We start from the raw sequence: 16,884 nt of genomic DNA on the forward strand, positions 1-16,884 counted from the left end.
CGGGGTTACCTATGAAGAAGTTGTTCAATGCTTTTGCTCACTCGGCGCTTGCCAAAATTGTCAGCGCCTCCCTTCGACCGGCGACTGCCAAGGTACGCGGCGCTGCCCAGTACCTGATCGGTCGCGGCCAGCTCCGCTCCACGTTGATAGCCGCTGCGATCGCGTTTGCCACACCGGCGGCGCATGCAGTGGATCTGAGCGATCTCGGCAACGCGGCGTCGATGATCTGTCTGATTCAGGCCTATGTGAGTGGCCCGGTGCTGTTCTGTATCGGCATCGTGGTGATCATCATGGCCGCGATCATGATTGCGAACTCCGAGAGCAACATCGTCAAGTTTCTCGCGACCGTCTTCATCGGCCTCGGGGTCGCGGCGTGTGCGGTTACGATCGTGAAGAACCGCATGCACATCGACTACGCCTGTGCGTAAGCCAAAAAAAGTCAGCCGTTCGCTGTCGCTGCCCCGCCAGCTGGGCGGGGCGGAGCGCGGACTCGCCATCGCGAACGGGACGATCACGACGCTGCTCTGCTACAGCGCGATGACGCCCGCGTTCCTGGTCGTCGGAATTGGCATCCACTGGGTGCTCCGATGGCTGTCGTCGAACGATCCGTGGTGGAAGGAGGTGCTCATCGTCTACAACCGCTATCCGGACGTACACGAGCCACTCCCCACGACGAAGTTTTCGGTTCGCTTTAAGCGTCCCTACGGGTTCGATCAGGATCTGCAATGTTGAATTCGAAAATCAAGCGCGGCCCGGTGCAGGAGATCGCGCCGTGGGCGACGATGGTCACCCCGGAGCTGATCCTGGACAAGGATGGGTCACTGCTGACGGTATTCACGTTCGACGGGATCGACGCCGACTCGCCGAACAAAGCTGACATATCGGCAGCGCGAGACAACCTCGATCATGCGTGCAAGAACTTCGACCACCGGGTCACGGCGTGGTGGCGCCTCTCGCATCGCCGTGTCCGTGGGGAAATACAGGGAGGATTCTCGTCCCGGATCGACGAGCGCATCGATGCCATCAACCGCGCGCACGTCGGCAGCGGCAAGTTCTTCCGCAACACCCATTCGCTGGCGCTCGCTTACACGCCAGAGACAGGGATCAACAAGATCTTCGAGAAGGTCGCGTACCACATGACGGTCGGCGGCAAGTCGGTGCCGGTCGCTCTGTGGGAAACGCTCCGGGACGTGTTTTTTGCACGCAGCGCCTTCGCGTTCGACATGGAGCGGATCACGTCGGACATCAAGCGGTTCGAGGGGGTGATCGACGCGTTCAAGGGGGGCGTGACGCGTCTCAAGATGAAGCGCCTGCAACTGCAGAATGCCATGGCGTTCCTGCACCAGACGGCGAACCCCTCCGTTCCGCCGCGCCGCGTCCGCTACCCGGTCACGATGCTGGACACCCATTTGACCGAGACGTTCGTGACGTACGGCACGGAACATCTGATGTTCGAGTCAGCGTACGGAAAGCGGTACGCGAAAATCGTGTCCGTGAAGGAATGGATGGGGTTTCAGGAGGCCGCACTGGATGTGTTGGCGGACGTCGACGCAGAGCTGGACATCTGCGTGATGTTCCGCTTCCTGTCGACCCACAAGGCGCGGGTCTACATCGAGAAGATGCGCAAGTTCTACAAGGTCGCGGCGTTCAATCCGCTTGCGATCCTGAAGAGTTTCTTCTCGAAGGATGAAAAGCAGGAGGCGGAAAAGAACGACAAGGGGCGTGAAATCCTCGCCGAAGAGGCTGAGAATGCACTGGCGAAGCTGGTGGCCGATGGGACGCAGTATGGATTCGCCAACATCTCGGTTGTCGTCTATGGGGACACGGTCGAGGAGTGCGACGACAACACGCGTGAAGTTGTCGGGCGCCTCGGCAATGCGGGGTTCGGCGTCATCCTGGAGACCCGCAACATCCCGGCGGCATGGGCGACCACGTTGCCCGGACGGTGGGATCAGCAAAAGCGCCTGCAATTCGTCGAAACACCGTGCGTTTCCGACATTGCGCCGTTGCGCGGGGTCGAGGAAGGCAGTCCGGTCAACCAATGGCTGACCCAACAGACCGGCGAGCAGACGGGGCCGCTTACCGTTCTGCCCACGCGTCACCGAACGCTGCAGCGTGTGACGCTGCACCAACCGGGCGGCAAGTCGCACGCGCTCGTGGTCGGGCCGATCGGGGCGGGCAAGACGATCTTCCTGAACTTTCTCGTGTCGCAGTCCGGGCGCCACAACCCGCGCCGAATCAAGTTCGACAAGAATCGGTCGACCCGGATTCCTACCGTGATGGCGAACGGTCGCTTTGTCGATGCGACAGGCCGGTTCGGCGCGGCCACGCCGGTCAATCCGCTTTCGCTGCTGGCGGACAAGCGGCACTGGACCTATGTGGCGGAATGGGTGCAGATGGCGATCGAGGATGAGGACTTCCACTGCACGCCGCAGCAGCAGACCGATATCTATCAGGCTGTCGCGACGCTCGGCGGCGGCGAGTACGACCGCGAACTCTGGACGCTGTCGATGCTGAACACGTTGTTGCCGATGGAGCTGCGTGAGCGGCTCCAGATCTGGACTCAGGGCGAGAAGAACGGTCGCTTCTTCGATCACGTCGAAGATGCGTTCTCGCTGTCGGACGATATCGCGATCGAGATGGGGGACCTGTTTGAAAAGTATCCGGTCGCCGCCGCGCTATTCATGGACTACGCGTTCTATCGCATCTCGCAATGGCTGGACGGGAAGCGCTTCACGATAATCGAAGTCGAAGAGTGCGGGTTCTTTTTCCAGTATGAACGCTTCTATCAGCGCCTGGAACTGTGGGTCGTCACGATCCGCGGCTTGAACGGGACCCTCGTGATGGCGACACAGTCGCTCGGGCAGCTTGCCCGCGTGAAGAACTTCGAGATTCTGAAGGAGAACATCCCGAACTTCTTCTTCCTGCCGAACCGGGACGCGCGTAACAACAAGCACCTGTACCGGGATGTGTTCGGCCTGACCGACGACCTAATCGACATGATTGCCGACGCGGTACCTAACCGCGATTACCTGTGGGTGACGCCTGACCACGCACGGATGCTCCAGGCGCAATTCCCGAAAGAAGCACTCGCCGTTTTGCGCGCCGACGGCGCCGCCCAAAGGGTGCTCGACAAACACCACGACTCTGGCTCGCCGCACTGGCGTGAAGAGTACCTCCAAGAAATGTTGACTCTCGACTGATAGGTGATCCCTTGAAAATGCGCCTCCTCCGTGCCGCCGTCGTCGCAGCATCCCTTTTCTTGGCCCAGCATGCCTTGGCCATGATCGTGTTCGATCCGACCAACTTCGCGCAGAACATCATTACGGCCGCGAAGGCGGTGCGTGGCGAGATCTACCAGAACACCAACATCATCTACCAGTACCAGATGATGGCGAACCAGCTGTTGCAGGCGAAGAATCTCGATCCAGCCGCGTGGAAGGCCGCGTATGACCAGATCAGCGGCGACATCAACAAAGTAAAGAATCTGGTCGGCACCCTCAACGGCCTGTACGGTGACCTCAAGCAGGGTGGCCAATGGGTTTCGCAGGTGCAGACATTGGTGAGCCGTTCTGGCAAGACCAATGAGCAGTGGTTCGCCGACATGAACACGCTCTATCAGCAGAACGACAAGGTGGTGCGCAACCTCTTCCAGATGGGATCGGACATCATGCAGCACACGAACGATCTGGCGAAGCGCAGACAAGAGTTGCAGTCTCAACTGTCGTTGTCGCCGACGGCGCAGGCGACGGCGGAGATTACGACACACTATCTCGACATCGTGACGAGCCAGAACGCCGACATTCTTCAACTCAACGCGGCGAAGGCGCAACGCGACTCGCAGAAAGATGCGCAGCAGGTTGAAGACGACAAGGAGAAGGCGGCTGACGCGAACCGCTTCATTTCGAAGCAGCAGGCCGAGCGGTCCGCATATGGGTTCTGAGGCGGCAATGGCAAACGATTCTGCGAAGTGGCTGCGCCGCGGTGCCGTGACCGTGCTCGTGGTGATGCTGGTCGGCGTCGTCGCGGCTTCGAGCGCGTACGCCGCCGATTGGCCGCCGATCACCACGGGATGGAGCTCGAGCTACCAACCGGGCGAGGTGGCAAAGGGTGCAATGGCAGCGATCGAGGAGATCGCGAAGATCATGAAGGATCTGATCGACCTCGCGGTGACGCTGAGTCAACCGCTCGATCAGTACGCGAACAAGATGGCTGGCGGGCTGGCAGGCATCACGATCGCACTCGCGGGCGTTCGGTATGCCGCAACCAGGGATCCCGTGCCGGCGTGGCAGTCCCTGATTGAGGACCTGGCGATTCTCGGCATCTTCGGTTCGATCTTCCTGATGTACGCCACCTGGGCGCCCGGGTTCTATAAATGGTTTAACGATATGGCGGTCGCGGTGTCCGGCACCGATGCACAGTCGCTTCCGTCCGCGATGGTCAAAACCGCGGGATCGATCTTCGATGCGGTTATCGAGGCTTTCCAGGCCGGGCATTGGTGGAGCTACATCGCGCTGGCAATCAATCTGTTGCCACTGTTGTTCGCTTGGGGCTTCCTGATGATCGCGTCTCTCGTATTTCTCTTCTTCATTTCGCTCGGCACCATTCAGATGGCCGTAGGCATCGTGATGGGCAAGATCGCCTTGGCGTTGGGTATGTCGGAGTTCACGCGCGGCTACTTCAAGACCTGGCTTGATTACATGATCAGTGCGGGGATGTATATGGTCGTCGCGGCGATCCTTCAGCGGTTGGTGACGACCACGATTACGAGCGCGTTTACCAACGCGATCGCGAAGGGACTGACCACACCGTATGCCGGATCTCTGGCGCTCGATTTGTCGATCTTCGTCCTGATTCTGTCGTTCGAGGTTCCGAAGTTCGCCTCCATGTTCGGCGGTGGCGCGAATGCAAGCGGCGGGGCGTTCAAGAGTCTGACGAAGCTTGCGACGAAGGGCCTGGCATGACGAGCGAGCCACGTCTTTTTCAGTCGGTCGATCGTAGCGTGCTGGTCGCGAACAACGACCGGCGGATCGATCTGATCGCGCAATGCGCAAACGAAGTCAGCAAGGCGGAATTCGACCGCAAGTGGCTGACGCTCGTGCATCGGTGCGCCGATTGGTTCTCGTCCATTCCGCTCAATTCGGATCTGTACCGGGAGCCTGGTGGTGCATTCCGCTGCACGATCGAGACAGCCTTCTACGCGATGCGTCTGGCCGGCGGGCAGAAGTTCGGCACAAACCTCCCGTCGGAACGCCGACGGCGCATCGAGCCGCAATACAACTATGGCGTGTTCCTCGCCGCAATCTGCTCGTGGCTAGATGAGCCGTATCGGCATTTCGAGGTGGTGCGCGAGGCCGATCAGCTGGTCTGGAATCCGTCGATTCACGGGCCGGCCGGGCCATGGCTGGGGGATCATCCTTACCGGGTGACGCGCCGGGCGGCGCCGCTTGCGGTCGAGCGGATGCGCACGGGCATGCTCGCGCAGGCGCTGGTCGGAAGCGAACTGCTCGCGGGTCTGGATGCGGAGGTGCTGGCCGAGGTGTTCGGGTCGATCAACCCGACCGCAAGTCCGGTCGGTGTGGAATCGTTGACCCATCGAGTGGTCCGGCAGGCGATTTCGACGGCGGCCGAGTTCGACCGGAAAGCGCAGCGCGGCGTGTTCGAACCGGTGAAGTTTGCCGTGCCGTCTGCGATCCACGTTGCGGGCGAGCTCGAGCCGGTGGTGACGCCGTCCGTCACACCTGCCTCGTCGACGGTTGCCGCGCCGGCTCCCGCTGCTCCGACGGCGGCAGGACGTGCGCCGTCACCGATGACGCCCACCCCTCCAGCGGCAACCGCCGCGGAAGTGGTGACGACAAGCTCGGTCGGCGTGCCTTCCGCGGCGGCGACGCCGTCAAGCACACCTCAATTGGGCGCGCCGACGCCTGCTGAGTCACGCGTGATGGTCGCGCAGCCGGCACAATCCGGCGCACCGTCAGCCGTGATCGATCCGGCCGAGATGCATCAGGCTTCGCAGCATCGCGTCGAGCCGTCCCCGGAAGCCTTCGACGCGGTGCTCAAGGGCGCGCCGCGCATGATCGTGGATTTCTTCCGTGCGCTCGGTCAGGACGTTCAAGCCGGGAAGGCCAAGGTGCGATGGAGCGAGCTGGGTCTGGTTCTGCCCAAGCGCCTGATCGGCAGCTACGGCATCGCGAGCGACACCCTGATCGAGCACATGCGTCGCCGCAGCCTGTTGCTTGCCAACGAGCCGATGGAAGTCACGCTAGCACCGCGCGCCGGTGAACTGATTCAGGGGCGTGGTCTATGAACGGCTACATCAACCATTTCCGGCCGATCTACGAGCTCAGGGCCGCGTTCGCGTGGTTCCTTGCGATTGTCATGTTGCCGCTGTCCGGGATGCCGCATGCGTGGGCATTCGCGCTGATCGCCCTGGTGGCGTTTGCGATTCGATCGGGGCAGGTCTGGCGCGCGCTGAAATTCCGCATGGCCATCTCGACGAAATGGCTGACGACGCTCGCGGTGCCCAAGCTGCTCGCGATCCAGTCGCGCATGAAAGCGGAAGCGAATGCGATGTTTCTCGGCACGGGCTTCGAGTGGACACAGAAGCACTGCCAGATTGCGCATGACATTCTTCGGATGCCGTCGACGGATATCCCGGGCCTTCCGAAGTGGCTGCCGAAGACCAAAACAGGACGTCAGTTCGAGGAGATGATCGAGCGGCTCTTTGCCCCGAAGGACAGTATCAGGGACGGCATGCCGCAAGGGGTCTCGTGGATCCACGGGCTTGAGCCGGCGAAGGGCTACGTGCCATTCCACTACAAGGCGATGGGCGGCCACACCGCGGTGGGCGGCACGACCGGTGCCGGGAAGACGCGTACCTACGAGTGCATTTCGACTCAGGTGATCCATCTCGGCGATGTGCTGCTCGACTTCGATCCGAAAAACGACAAGGAATGGAAGCTCCGGGTGGAGCGGGAGTGCAAGCGGGCGGGCCGGAAGTTCCTGTACTTCAATCAGGCAAAGCCGTCGGAGTCGATTCGCCTGGAGCCGCTCGATAGTTGGTCGCAACCTTCGGAGATCCCGAGCCGGATCGCGCAGCTGATGGAGGAGGGGCCGTTCCGCGACTTTGCGTACCTGTTCATCAGCCGCTCGGTAAACGGCGAGCTGTACATCGGCGACAAGCCGAACCTGCGGTCGATTCTCAAGTATGCCCAGTCGGGCATCGCGACGCTGCTGGAGAAGGCGCTGAAGCGCTTCTTCCTCGAACAGGGCCTGACGGATTGGGAAACGCAGGTAGCAGCCGACACGGTGAAGATGGCCAACAAGCCCGGCGTCTCCAAAGTGGACGGCATGGTCGCGCTGTACCAGGCACGGTTCGCGACACTCGACCGCGGCCACGAGGCGATCGATGGCCTGATCTCGACGCACACGCACGACCGCGAACACTACATGCGGATCATCGCGTCGGCGCTCCCCCTGCTGCAGATGCTCGCGACCGGCGAAACCGGCCTGATGCTGGCGCCGAAGGTCGACGACTTCGAGGACGAGCGCGAAATCTGGACCATTGAGAAGATCATTCGCCAGAAGGCGGTGCTTCACGTTGGGGCCGACTCGCTGTCGAACAGCATCGTGGCGAAGGCGATCATGTCGATGCTGCTCGCCGACGTGTCGGCGGTGTGCGGCTCGATCTACAACTTCTACGAGACCCCGCCTGAAGTCGTGCTGATCATCGACGAGGTCGCGGAGGCGATCAACGAACAGGTGATCCAGATCCTGAACAAGGGGCGTGGTGCAGGTTTCAAGGCGTTCGTCGCATTCCAGACGCGCTCGGACATCGAGGCGAAGCTCGGAAATGCCGCAAAAATGCTGCAGGTTTTGGGCAATTTGAACAACCAGATCATCTTACGCTTAGAGGACACCGACACGGCGGACTGGTTCTCCGACAAGGTCGGGGAGACGGCGATCCGCAATCTGGTGATGTCGAGTTCGACCAGCACGGGTAGCGAGTCGCACGTCGGTGAATTTACGGGATCGGTGTCTCGCTCGCTCCAACTGGAGAAAGTGCCGCTGATTCCATCCCGCCTGATACAGAGCCTTCCGAACCTGCAGTACTTCATGCGGATTTCGGGCGGCGCGGTGTATCAGGGACGCATTCCAATCCTAAATGGCTGAAAACCAAAGCATGTCTGTCGTCTTCAAAAAAATCATCCGCGACCATAAGCTTTCGGCCCGTCTGATCCCGGTGTTCACGCTGGCGCCGGAACTGGAGCTCGCGTGCACGCGCGTGGCCGACTTCATCGGTGAGAAATTCGTCGGCAAGTCTGGCCCGCTCGTCAAGGAGATGCTCACGGAGGGACTCGATGGGGTCAGGCGCGTGCGAAAAACCGGCGATCCGCACGTTGCATTCATGCAGGGGCTGTTCGCGTCGGCGCACCTGCTCTATGCCCGACGCTACGTTGCACGCGACGGCGAGCGCTGCCATGTGTGGTCACCGATGTTCGAGCCGGTCACGGCGTTCGAGGCGCGTCATGCACATCTGCCGACCGAGGTGGTCGACGAACGCTGCCCGGAGAACATCAGCCAGCGCTCCGCCGCATTCCAGCTCGCCGCGCGTGCGCTGACGGGCGAGAACTTCCGACTCTACTTCGAGGGATACGATGTCGCTCACGCATTTTCTGATTCGGACGCTGGCCAGGGTTGACGACGACGTTGCGCGCCGAGTGATGTCGACCGCGTCCGCCCAGGATGATGCGAACGCGCCGGTACCGGCCGAGTTCGCGCGTGGGCGGAACGCTATGGCCTATGCGCTCGCGCTGTTCATCGGTCGCCGCCCACTTCACTTCTACGTGGGGCTGTTTGGTCTCGTCGCGTTTCCGAGCTACCTGGCCTGTCGGGCGATTGCATCCCTGCTGACGCTGATGGGAGGCAGCCATGGCGGATAGTCGGTTTGTCCGGCACGTGAAGGTCTGGTTCTTCTTCGTTCCGTTGGTGGCCGTCGCGATCATGCCGGTCGTGCCGAATCGATCGCTATTCGAGATTCCGGAAGCGGAAACTCGCTCGGTGGTGGCGACGATCGGGGAGGATCGGGCGGATCGGGCTGTGGCGACCACGAACCGGTTGTTCAGGCGGTACTTCGTGGACACTGGGGTGGTGGCGGCATCGCTCGAAACTACGCGGGGTTCGGACGCAGATGATGGCGGGATGACCAATCTGGCCAGCACGTGGGTTCACAACTTCTGGCGGCTGGTTTATCGCGTGGTGTACCGGCTCACTATCATGAAGCTTTGGCTGCTCGGTACGTTGGCCTTCTGCGTTGCCATGTTCGTCGACGGGACAGTACGTCGGAAGATCCGGGCAGCTGCTGCAGGCTATGTGAGCCCGGTTTCGTTCCACCTGGCGGGTCACGGCATTCTGCTGGTGTTCGGCGTCGGGTTCACGGTGTTGATCGCGCCGATCCCGTTGCTGGCACCTTACTGGATCGCGATCGCCGGTTGCCTCGGTGTGCTGCTCTGGAAGGCGGCATCGTCCTACCAGTAACGTCGTTCCTCGAAAAGGAGAACCATGCGGGTCATCATTCATTCGACGTCGAGAGGCACGTTACTCGACTACAACGGCTTCTTCGGCTGGGCATTCTTTTCTCATGATTTGGGCGATGTCTTGGCCCATGTGAAGGCCAAGCAAACTGCTCGGACGTTCGTCGACGCCTGATGCGCGCGCATTTATCGACCGAATTGACGGCGTCTCGAACGCCGATTCCGAGGAATTGTTTCCGAGCGATCTCTCATTTGTTCAGGTAGATACCGATGCCGAGTACGCGCCGGTCGACGTGTGTGTTGCCGCCTGCGTCCCATCGTGGACAGCTCCGGAGGTGAAGCCAGTTGCGGCGTTTCGAATCACCGCCCACGCGGCCGACGTGGGCCACACGCTGGTGATCGGCTTAGTTCGTGCGGGTAAGACGGTTTTCCGCCCACACTTGCGCGCGGCCAAGACGGACCAACAGAATTGCGGTTCGAGATGTGGGTAATCACAAGATTTCATCGAATGTAAACAGACCCTAGAATAACAACGAAGTTCGAATGGCATCCCCGATATCGATTGCGCTTCCCGTTCGTCAAAAGAGCGAACGCAATTCTGTCCGGAATGCCGCGTTTGCCTTCTCGCGATTCGCTTCCATTGGCTCGGCGGGCCACGGCGAGGGATTTGCAACCCCACCGTTCGCCGCATCAAGTGCCGAATATTCGCGTCCCCATACGAACGAACACGCACCATGCCGGCCCTCGAGCAGAATCGGGCGCGCGCCAGACCCGTTCGCCGACGGGAATGCCGGCACGCGCCTTGGCGCGCCTTCATACGCCTGAACGTAGATCGCCTTCGGGAGCGATGCCCAGTAGCGCGTATCGGCCTCCGCGTTGGCGGCGTGCGATACCGCGCCCGCCGCCGTCCCGATCAGCGACAGCACGGCACCAGCAGCGCCCAGATTTCGCGTGACGATCGGCGACACGTTGCCGCCGTTCGACAGCGCTGCCTGCATCAGTCCGGATGACACGGCGCCTGCCGTCTCGGATAGCGTCGCGGTGTTTTCCTTGAACATCGCCTTACCGTCAAGGATGCCCTGGATTGGCCGACCGCCTCGCGTCATCGCGATCGAGTCGATGTCGGCGGCGACGCCCTCCGCTATTCGCGCGACGTTTCCGCCTTCGTAGGACATGCGCACCGGAATGAGCCGGCCCGGTTGCGGCATGAAACCGAGAATGCTCTTCGTGTCGCCCAATGTCACCTTCTCGGGCCCCATGCCGGTCTCGAAGATCACCAGTTGCGAAGGGATCTTTCCTTTCACGCTGCGCAGGAACGGCGCTGTTGCGTTCACCGTCGCACGCGAAGCGGTATCATTCGCATCGCTCGTGTTGCCGTCGCATTTTGCGGCCCATGCCGACAACCATTGCATGAACGGAAACGTGTTGGTGTCGTATCGCTCGTACTGACCGAACGAGTTCTGCAGATCGGCTTGCCTGAACGCCGCGCGCGCGTTCTGGTAGTCACCGGCTCGCAGATAAAGCAACCCGCGATAGTAGAAGCTCATCGCGCGCTCGTAGGGTTCGCCCTTGAAATCCTTGACGCTTTCCGACGACCAGAGCGAGCGTGCCTTTGCAGCATTGGGGTCCTCGGCGTACACGCGCAGAATGCGCGCGTTCGCCATGTCGAGCGCGCGTTCCGCAACGTCGGCGCGATGGATCTCGAGCGCCGCCAGCGCCAGCAGATCCAGATTCAATACCGCGTTCCATTCGCCTTCCATATACAGCGTGTGCAGGATGCGCTGCAATTCGGGCGGCTTGTCCTCGACGTAGCGATCTGCCTCGGCGGTCAGCTGTTTCTCGTCACTGCTGAGCCAGCCCGCGTGAGCGGATGTTGCGCAGAGCCAAGTGGCGACGGCCGCTGCGGCCATCCTGATGAACGGATGTCGTGACATAGCGGGGTTCAGAATTGCTGCTTCGGAATCAGGGGCTTCGCGTCTTCACGCAACTCGACCAGTTCGCCGACGGTTGGCGGCACGTAATGGACGTCAATCGTGAAACCAACGGCCTGCCCCGGCTCAAGCACGATGCGCTGGAACGTGTACTTGTGCATGCCGTCGAGCTGCTCGTGCTTCATCTTCACCGGCTCGTCGAGTTTCGCGTAGTTGTCCATCGCAAATGCAAAGTACTGGATCAACGGAAGCATACTGAGTACACCCTTGACCCGCGTCTGGTCCGCGTACTTGCTGGCCGCGTTGATCTTTCGCAACTCCAACTCTGGTGGCAGCAGATCGTAGACGGTGAGGTCGCCGCGGAACGGCTTGTCGCCGCGATTGAACAGCAAGTAATGCAGCGTCCGGTTGAAATCTTCCGGCTTTGTCGTGTGGAGATCGATCCAGATGTCGCTCAGCATGAAGTCGCCGTTATGAAGCTCGCCCTTCATGAACTGGATGTTCGGCATGTCCTTCTGGTTGACCGACAACGCCTTTTTCTTCTCTTCCGTCGTGAGCTGCCCGTCCTCGTAGAGTGTGTACGTTACCGGTGAGGACGCGACCACCGTCTTCATGCTACCTGGCGACGCGACGACGGTATCGCCGATCGTGATGCTCCGTGGCGACGGCTGGCCGTTGTCGCCTGTCTTGAGTTGCGCGGTGTTGCCGCCACCGGTCCGCGTGACCTTGAGCGCCATCTTGGGTGGCGCGCAGGCTGCGAGCATTGCGGCAAAGCAAAGCGCGATCGCAAGGCGTGATGTCATGGCAAGGCTCCAGGTTGTAGAGAAGTCGTTCATGGCGCGGGACGCGGCGCGACCAGCAGCGGATAGCGCTCACCCGGTCGATAAGGCTGCGGCGCGCGCTGCCCGTCCAGTACGTCGAGCGCGATGTGCCGCGTCGCGGACAGGACCGCCGTCTCCGAATAGACAGCTTCGCTGCGTGGCGGAAGGATCAGCGTGCGCCACGCCGACGCCGGTTCGGTGGGGCCATCGTTACCCGCGAAGCGCGCGCGAACCAGGAGCACAACATCGGCTTCCGTGCAGTTGTAGATCGAGGCTCGTACGCGCGTCCGCTGTGCCGCTTCTGAACTGCTGTTCACGTCGCGCAAGCCGATCATCTCGGCAAGCTCTGGCGACAAAAAGGCAACCGACGTTGGGGGTCGGTTCGTTTCGCGCGCCCACGGCACGCAGCCGCGCCAGGTCGGAGGCGTGCCCGTGCACCCGGCCAGCGCAGCGACAAGCAGACCCGCGCATGCGCACGGCAGGATGCGAGCTGACGACATGACTGGCGGCCTATCGATAGACGACGTCGTCAGCAGCGGCGCGGCTGAATTCGTAGATGCCGGTCCAAACCAGCGCGCCAGTCTCGAGATCGGTCAACTCGAACGTGATCTGCATGTAGCGCTGGATCGTGCCCGTTGAGCTGCGGCTGTCGAGCGACCCGATGCGGCCGGAGAGCCGGTAGTCCGCACCGAGCGGTACGCCGTGCATGGCGTTCGTGCCGCCGTCGGTGCGACCGGTTCGCTTGCGCTCGCGCTCCTGTTCCACCATTTCGTTCCGTGCGCGATTGACAAAGATCATTCGCGACTGCGCGGTTCGATTCAGATTCACAAGCAACCGCTGCGTGATGAGATTGCGGTTGATCGGCTGTGAGCTCTCGTTGGTGAAGTATTCGCTGTCGATGATGACACGCGGACGGCGCGCTGACTGCCCCTGCGCCGTCGTGAAGTGCGGATCCGACAGGATGTCGCGCATCATCTGGTCGCTCATCGCAACGATGTCGTGGCTTTCGAGACCCACGCCCGAGACGGGCCCCTTGCGGCCCGGGTCGAGCTCCATCGCGGCAACGCCGGGTGCACCGGGCGTCGTCGCCACACACCCGGCCGTCAGTGCCGCCGCGATGGATGCCGAAATGGCAAGCCTGGATGACTTCACGGTCCTCTTCATATTCATCTGATCAATATGGTCCAAGCTCGCCAGGCTGTCGGCGGGATCGACGAAGCGCCTTCGTCGCCCCTGCTCGCACGCCCCCGGAATCCCCGTTGTCGTGTTGCGAATCGTAGACATTGCGGTCGTCGACGGCATCCCCAATTGGGGGGACGCTTTGCTAGAATTGCTCGCACAATGTCTCCGCGAAGCACCGGGGCAGTCGATCCCGTCGACGTGGGGAAATCGGAGTCACGCATCTGACTTGCGCGCTACGAACAGGGGAACGGGGATGTCGAGGACAAAATCGGCTGATGAGTCGATTGCGGCGCTCTACATGGCTGCTGTCGATCCTGCGCAATGGAATGTCGCGCTCGGCGCGCTCATGACGCTGGCGGATGCCAGAGCCGCCAATTGCTTTATTCACGATGCGCGTACCGGCAGTTTTCTCGAATACCGCTTTACGGGATACGGCTCCGGCTGGGCCGACGCGTACGCCAGCCACTATCACGGACTGGACCTCGCGCGCGGTGTCCTGATGCGTGAACCGTCGGGCCATATGTATGCGATGCACCGCTACCTACCCGATCACGTCGTCGAGCGGAGTGAGTACTATCAGGATTTCTATATTCGTGAAGGGCTGCGCTACTCGTGCGGCGGCATGCGGCTGGACGGCGAGCGGCGGCTGATATTCGCCGTGCACCGTCCGGTCCATCATCAGCCGTATGACGACCAGACGATTCGCGAGCTTCAGCGCGTGCTCGATCATCTGCCGAACATCTTTCGTGTTCGGCAAACGGCCGCCCAGGTCAATGGTCGCGACCCGATGATGACGGCCGCGCTGGATGCATTGCCGCGCGCGGTGATCATCGTCGACGACGAAATGCGTGTTCGTTATCTGAATGCCGCCGCGATCTCCTTGCTTGAGTGCTCGACGGAAATCCGCGTTCAGGGCGATCGCCTTGTGGCATCTGCATTACAGGTCGCGCCTCAGCTTGTGCAGCGGATCAGGAACGTTTGCACCACCCGGCCTACTGTCGACCGGTTGCCGTTATACGCACTGGATTCGGATGGCCGTCCCGCGCTGGAAATTCACGTCGTTCCGCTTAAACCGCACCTCACCATTCATCTCGATCGGCAGACGCGGCCGCTCGCGATGGTGCTGCCAAGACAGCGGTTCAACGACATGACCCGGTCGAACGTCGACCAGCGGCCATTCTCGCTGTCCCGCGCAGAAATGGCCGTGGCAACTGGGCTTGCTGGCGGCTTGACGCCGATGGAATACGCTGATCGTGCAGGCGTTCGCATCAGCACCGTGCGAAGCCAGATCAAGGCGATCCTGGCGAAGACGGGAGCGCGACGCATCGCCGATATCGTCGCGCTGTTCGGTGATTGAAGGGATCCCATAGCGGCGCGGCCGGCTCCGGTCGGCCGCCCAAGGCCCTGGGTGCGGATTCCGCATCCAGGGCCCTGTCCGCGCGCAATCAGGGTGCGTTGCAACCGCCGTAGGCCGACACTGGAATCGATGGGACGGTACATGCCATCCAGTTGCGCTGATCGGTGCTGTTGAAAGTCTGGAAGGTTTTACGGCCGGCATACAACGTCACCGGTGTTCCGCCGCTGAGGCCATTTATTGCGAAGGCGAGGTTGATGGCCGACGAACAGGTGTTCTGGAAAGAAAAGGTCCCATCGCCATTGTCGTACATGCCAACGCATTCGTTTGCCGCGTAGTTTGCCGTTGTATTCACCGCGTTGCCTCCGCCCCCGGTGCTTCCCGAGTTCTGGGATCCGCTGGTTGTCGTGCCGTTGTCGTTCCTGGTGCATGACCATTCATACGTATTTCCCGACAGCGTGAAGTAGAGCCCCGAACCGTTGTTGCAGATGAAGGCGGCGATCTGCCCGCCCGACGACGCGTTGACGAAGGCCAGTTTGCCGACGGTGCCGCCGCCAATGACGACAGACGAGCCCGAGATCCTGACGCCGTTCAGCAGATAGTTGTTGCTCGCGTAGACAACCTGACCATCCGACTCGCGTACCTTGAACGGCTGATTCTTCGCGTCCATCACCACGTCTCCATTCGCACTACCGCTGAAGGTGTGGTACGTGTCGGTTGACGGAGCCGGAGCGGTTGTTCCGCCGCCACCGCCGCCGGCGCTGGTCGTGCCGCTTGTGGCAGTCGTCGAATCGCCGAGGCACGTCGTCGTGTAAGTCTTCGTTGCAGCGTTTGTGTTGATCTTCATGCCGCTGCTGTCATTGCATTGAAACACGGTAACTTGCACGCTCGGCGTCGTTGATGCCACCAACGTCACGTGGCCATACGGCGAGTTGCCGGAGTACACGACATTGCCTTGTACGGTCAGTCCGCTGAGTGGTGCGCCGGTCGAGTCGACCACGACGCGGTCCGACGCACGCACCTGGAAGTTGTTGTTGTTGTAGTCCTTGACGACAGAACCGTTGCCACTGCCGTTCCACGAGACGTATTGCTGTTGCGTGGTCGGCCCGCTCGAACCGCTGGATCCCGCACCGCTAGCGCTTCCGGAGCCGTTCGAACCTGTCGTCGCGGCATCGCTGCCGGAGTCGCCGCCACCGCATGCGGCAAGCACGCACGACATGCAGATCGCAACCATGAACGCTACGCTCTTGTTCATATGCTCGATCGCCGGTCCTGAATTCCGGCGACGCTTGATGGTAAGTTTTTTCATAGTGGTCCCCCGCGCGCGGATGCGATCCGCAGTTTGACTGTGTCGACGCCGCCTAACGGTGACGGCGTCGATGTTGTATCACGCAGCGGGAAAGCCGCTCATCCTCAAGATTGAGGATGAGAGATGGAAGCGCGGGGGCTCGGTGCTGACGGAGTGTGCTACTCGATTTCGGAAAGGAGCAGCGATTCACGTCCTTTGCTCAAACGCGGCCGTGGCAATGGATGTCTTGACGCGCTCTGGGAGAATGCAGGCCATGCTCGTGTCCTTCCTCGACCTTCCCGCGATACAGCGCCGCGAGCACCCGTGCTTCTATCGCGATCTCGTCACGCAGGCTCGCGGGCGCGAGCACCTCGACTTTTGGGCCGAACGCACACAGCCACCACCGTAGCCGTTGACTTGACGGTACCGTCCCCTGTATCTCCAGGCGCTCGCCGATCTGTTCGACCCGCTGATCGTCGGACAGCGGCGGTTCGACCAATGATTGCCCGCGCCGTTCGAGAAACGGAGCTTCAGATGCACGTCGCCGTCGACCATGAAATCGAACTGACGCTGCAGCCGGACGTATGCCGACAGTATGAATCCGCGCGGATACGTGGACGGTTCGGGCCGCATAGCCGCGCGTGCCATGCGATCGAGACGATCCATCGCGGGATTCGGATAGCGTGGCATCGACGCTGCTAGTGTCCTGTTCCGTTGTTAACTGGTCTATATTCACGTAGCATGTTGACGTCAACGGAACGGGAGACGTCAACAT

18 protein-coding genes are annotated in these 16,884 nt (G+C 61.4%); 12 read left to right on the top strand and 6 right to left on the bottom strand.

The annotated features are described in order from the left end of the window. Positions 1 to 11: 11 nt before the first annotated feature. Genes DIE06_RS27910 through DIE06_RS38485 form a run of 11 tightly spaced genes read left to right on the top strand, consistent with a single transcriptional unit; the run spans position 12 to position 9,708 of the window. Positions 12 to 428 (top strand): TrbC/VirB2 family protein, encoded by a 417-nt coding sequence (locus DIE06_RS27910; protein WP_124664159.1) that lies wholly within the window; start codon positions 12 to 14, stop codon positions 426 to 428. Then, positions 421 to 732 carry a VirB3 family type IV secretion system protein gene (locus DIE06_RS27915; RefSeq protein ID WP_124664160.1) on the top strand — a complete coding sequence of 104 codons (312 nt, stop codon included), beginning with the start codon at positions 421 to 423 and terminating at the stop codon, positions 730 to 732. The genes DIE06_RS27910 and DIE06_RS27915 overlap by 8 nt, the downstream gene beginning before the upstream one ends. Continuing rightward, a complete protein-coding gene (locus DIE06_RS27920; RefSeq protein ID WP_124664161.1) occupies positions 726 to 3,203 on the top strand; it encodes a VirB4 family type IV secretion system protein in 2,478 nt (825 codons plus the stop codon). Before DIE06_RS27915 ends, DIE06_RS27920 begins: the two co-directional genes overlap by 7 nt. Positions 3,204 to 3,220: 17 nt before the next feature. Next, on the top strand, positions 3,221 to 3,943 hold the full coding sequence (locus tag DIE06_RS27925; RefSeq protein ID WP_124664179.1) for a type VI secretion protein: 723 nt from the start codon (positions 3,221 to 3,223) through the stop codon (positions 3,941 to 3,943). A gap of 7 nt (positions 3,944 to 3,950) precedes the next feature. Continuing rightward, complete coding sequence (locus tag DIE06_RS27930; protein ID WP_124664162.1) at positions 3,951 to 4,964, top strand: type IV secretion system protein; 1,014 nt, start codon at positions 3,951 to 3,953, stop codon at positions 4,962 to 4,964. Beyond that, positions 4,961 to 6,307 carry a TraI domain-containing protein gene (locus DIE06_RS27935; RefSeq protein WP_124664163.1) on the top strand — a complete coding sequence of 449 codons (1,347 nt, stop codon included), beginning with the start codon at positions 4,961 to 4,963 and terminating at the stop codon, positions 6,305 to 6,307. The genes DIE06_RS27930 and DIE06_RS27935 overlap by 4 nt, the downstream gene beginning before the upstream one ends. Continuing rightward, the gene (traD, locus tag DIE06_RS27940; protein ID WP_124664164.1) at positions 6,304 to 8,172 is read left to right on the top strand and encodes a conjugative transfer system coupling protein TraD; all 1,869 of its coding nucleotides are present in this window, start codon (positions 6,304 to 6,306) and stop codon (positions 8,170 to 8,172) included. Before DIE06_RS27935 ends, traD begins: the two co-directional genes overlap by 4 nt. Before the next feature lie 10 nt (positions 8,173 to 8,182). Then, a complete protein-coding gene (locus DIE06_RS27945) occupies positions 8,183 to 8,701 on the top strand; it encodes a hypothetical protein (protein WP_124664180.1) in 519 nt (172 codons plus the stop codon). After that, positions 8,658 to 8,942 (top strand): hypothetical protein, encoded by a 285-nt coding sequence (locus tag DIE06_RS27950; protein ID WP_124664165.1) that lies wholly within the window; start codon positions 8,658 to 8,660, stop codon positions 8,940 to 8,942. The genes DIE06_RS27945 and DIE06_RS27950 overlap by 44 nt, the downstream gene beginning before the upstream one ends. Further along, entirely contained in the window at positions 8,932 to 9,537 is a 606-nt protein-coding gene (locus DIE06_RS27955) for a DUF4400 domain-containing protein (RefSeq protein ID WP_124664166.1), read from the top strand. Before DIE06_RS27950 ends, DIE06_RS27955 begins: the two co-directional genes overlap by 11 nt. A gap of 24 nt (positions 9,538 to 9,561) precedes the next feature. After that, positions 9,562 to 9,708: a hypothetical protein gene (locus tag DIE06_RS38485; RefSeq protein WP_185733494.1), complete on the top strand. Its 147-nt coding sequence runs from the start codon at positions 9,562 to 9,564 to the stop codon at positions 9,706 to 9,708. 403 nt (positions 9,709 to 10,111) lie between these two features. Here DIE06_RS38485 and DIE06_RS27960 read toward each other — a convergent pair whose 3' ends face one another. The 4 genes from DIE06_RS27960 to DIE06_RS27975 are packed head-to-tail and all read right to left on the bottom strand — an operon-like array spanning position 10,112 to position 13,569. Further along, positions 10,112 to 11,467 (bottom strand): hypothetical protein, encoded by a 1,356-nt coding sequence (locus tag DIE06_RS27960; RefSeq protein ID WP_124664167.1) that lies wholly within the window; start codon positions 11,465 to 11,467, stop codon positions 10,112 to 10,114. Positions 11,468 to 11,475: 8 nt separating this feature from the next. Continuing rightward, positions 11,476 to 12,267, bottom strand: a complete 792-nt coding sequence (locus DIE06_RS27965; RefSeq protein WP_124664168.1) for a hypothetical protein — start codon at positions 12,265 to 12,267, stop codon at positions 11,476 to 11,478. Between the two features lie 29 nt (positions 12,268 to 12,296). Beyond that, on the bottom strand, positions 12,297 to 12,785 hold the full coding sequence (locus DIE06_RS27970) for a hypothetical protein (protein ID WP_124664169.1): 489 nt from the start codon (positions 12,783 to 12,785) through the stop codon (positions 12,297 to 12,299). Positions 12,786 to 12,795: 10 nt separating this feature from the next. Beyond that, positions 12,796 to 13,569, bottom strand: a complete 774-nt coding sequence (locus DIE06_RS27975; RefSeq protein ID WP_260433796.1) for a penicillin-binding protein activator LpoB — start codon at positions 13,567 to 13,569, stop codon at positions 12,796 to 12,798. Positions 13,570 to 13,720: 151 nt separating this feature from the next. Here DIE06_RS27975 and DIE06_RS27980 point away from each other — a divergent pair, with 151 nt between their 5' ends. Next, the gene (locus DIE06_RS27980) at positions 13,721 to 14,824 is read left to right on the top strand and encodes a PAS domain-containing protein (RefSeq protein WP_124664170.1); all 1,104 of its coding nucleotides are present in this window, start codon (positions 13,721 to 13,723) and stop codon (positions 14,822 to 14,824) included. Between the two features lie 88 nt (positions 14,825 to 14,912). Here DIE06_RS27980 and DIE06_RS27985 read toward each other — a convergent pair whose 3' ends face one another. Then, entirely contained in the window at positions 14,913 to 16,130 is a 1,218-nt protein-coding gene (locus DIE06_RS27985; RefSeq protein WP_124664171.1) for a hypothetical protein, read from the bottom strand. Between the two features lie 199 nt (positions 16,131 to 16,329). After that, positions 16,330 to 16,884, bottom strand: a 555-nt coding sequence (locus tag DIE06_RS38720) for a WYL domain-containing protein (RefSeq protein ID WP_124664172.1), incomplete at its 5' end; no start/stop codon positions are given.

Source organism: Burkholderia sp. Bp8998 (genome assembly GCF_003854235.1).
In the GTDB taxonomy this organism is placed as follows: domain Bacteria; phylum Pseudomonadota; class Gammaproteobacteria; order Burkholderiales; family Burkholderiaceae; genus Burkholderia.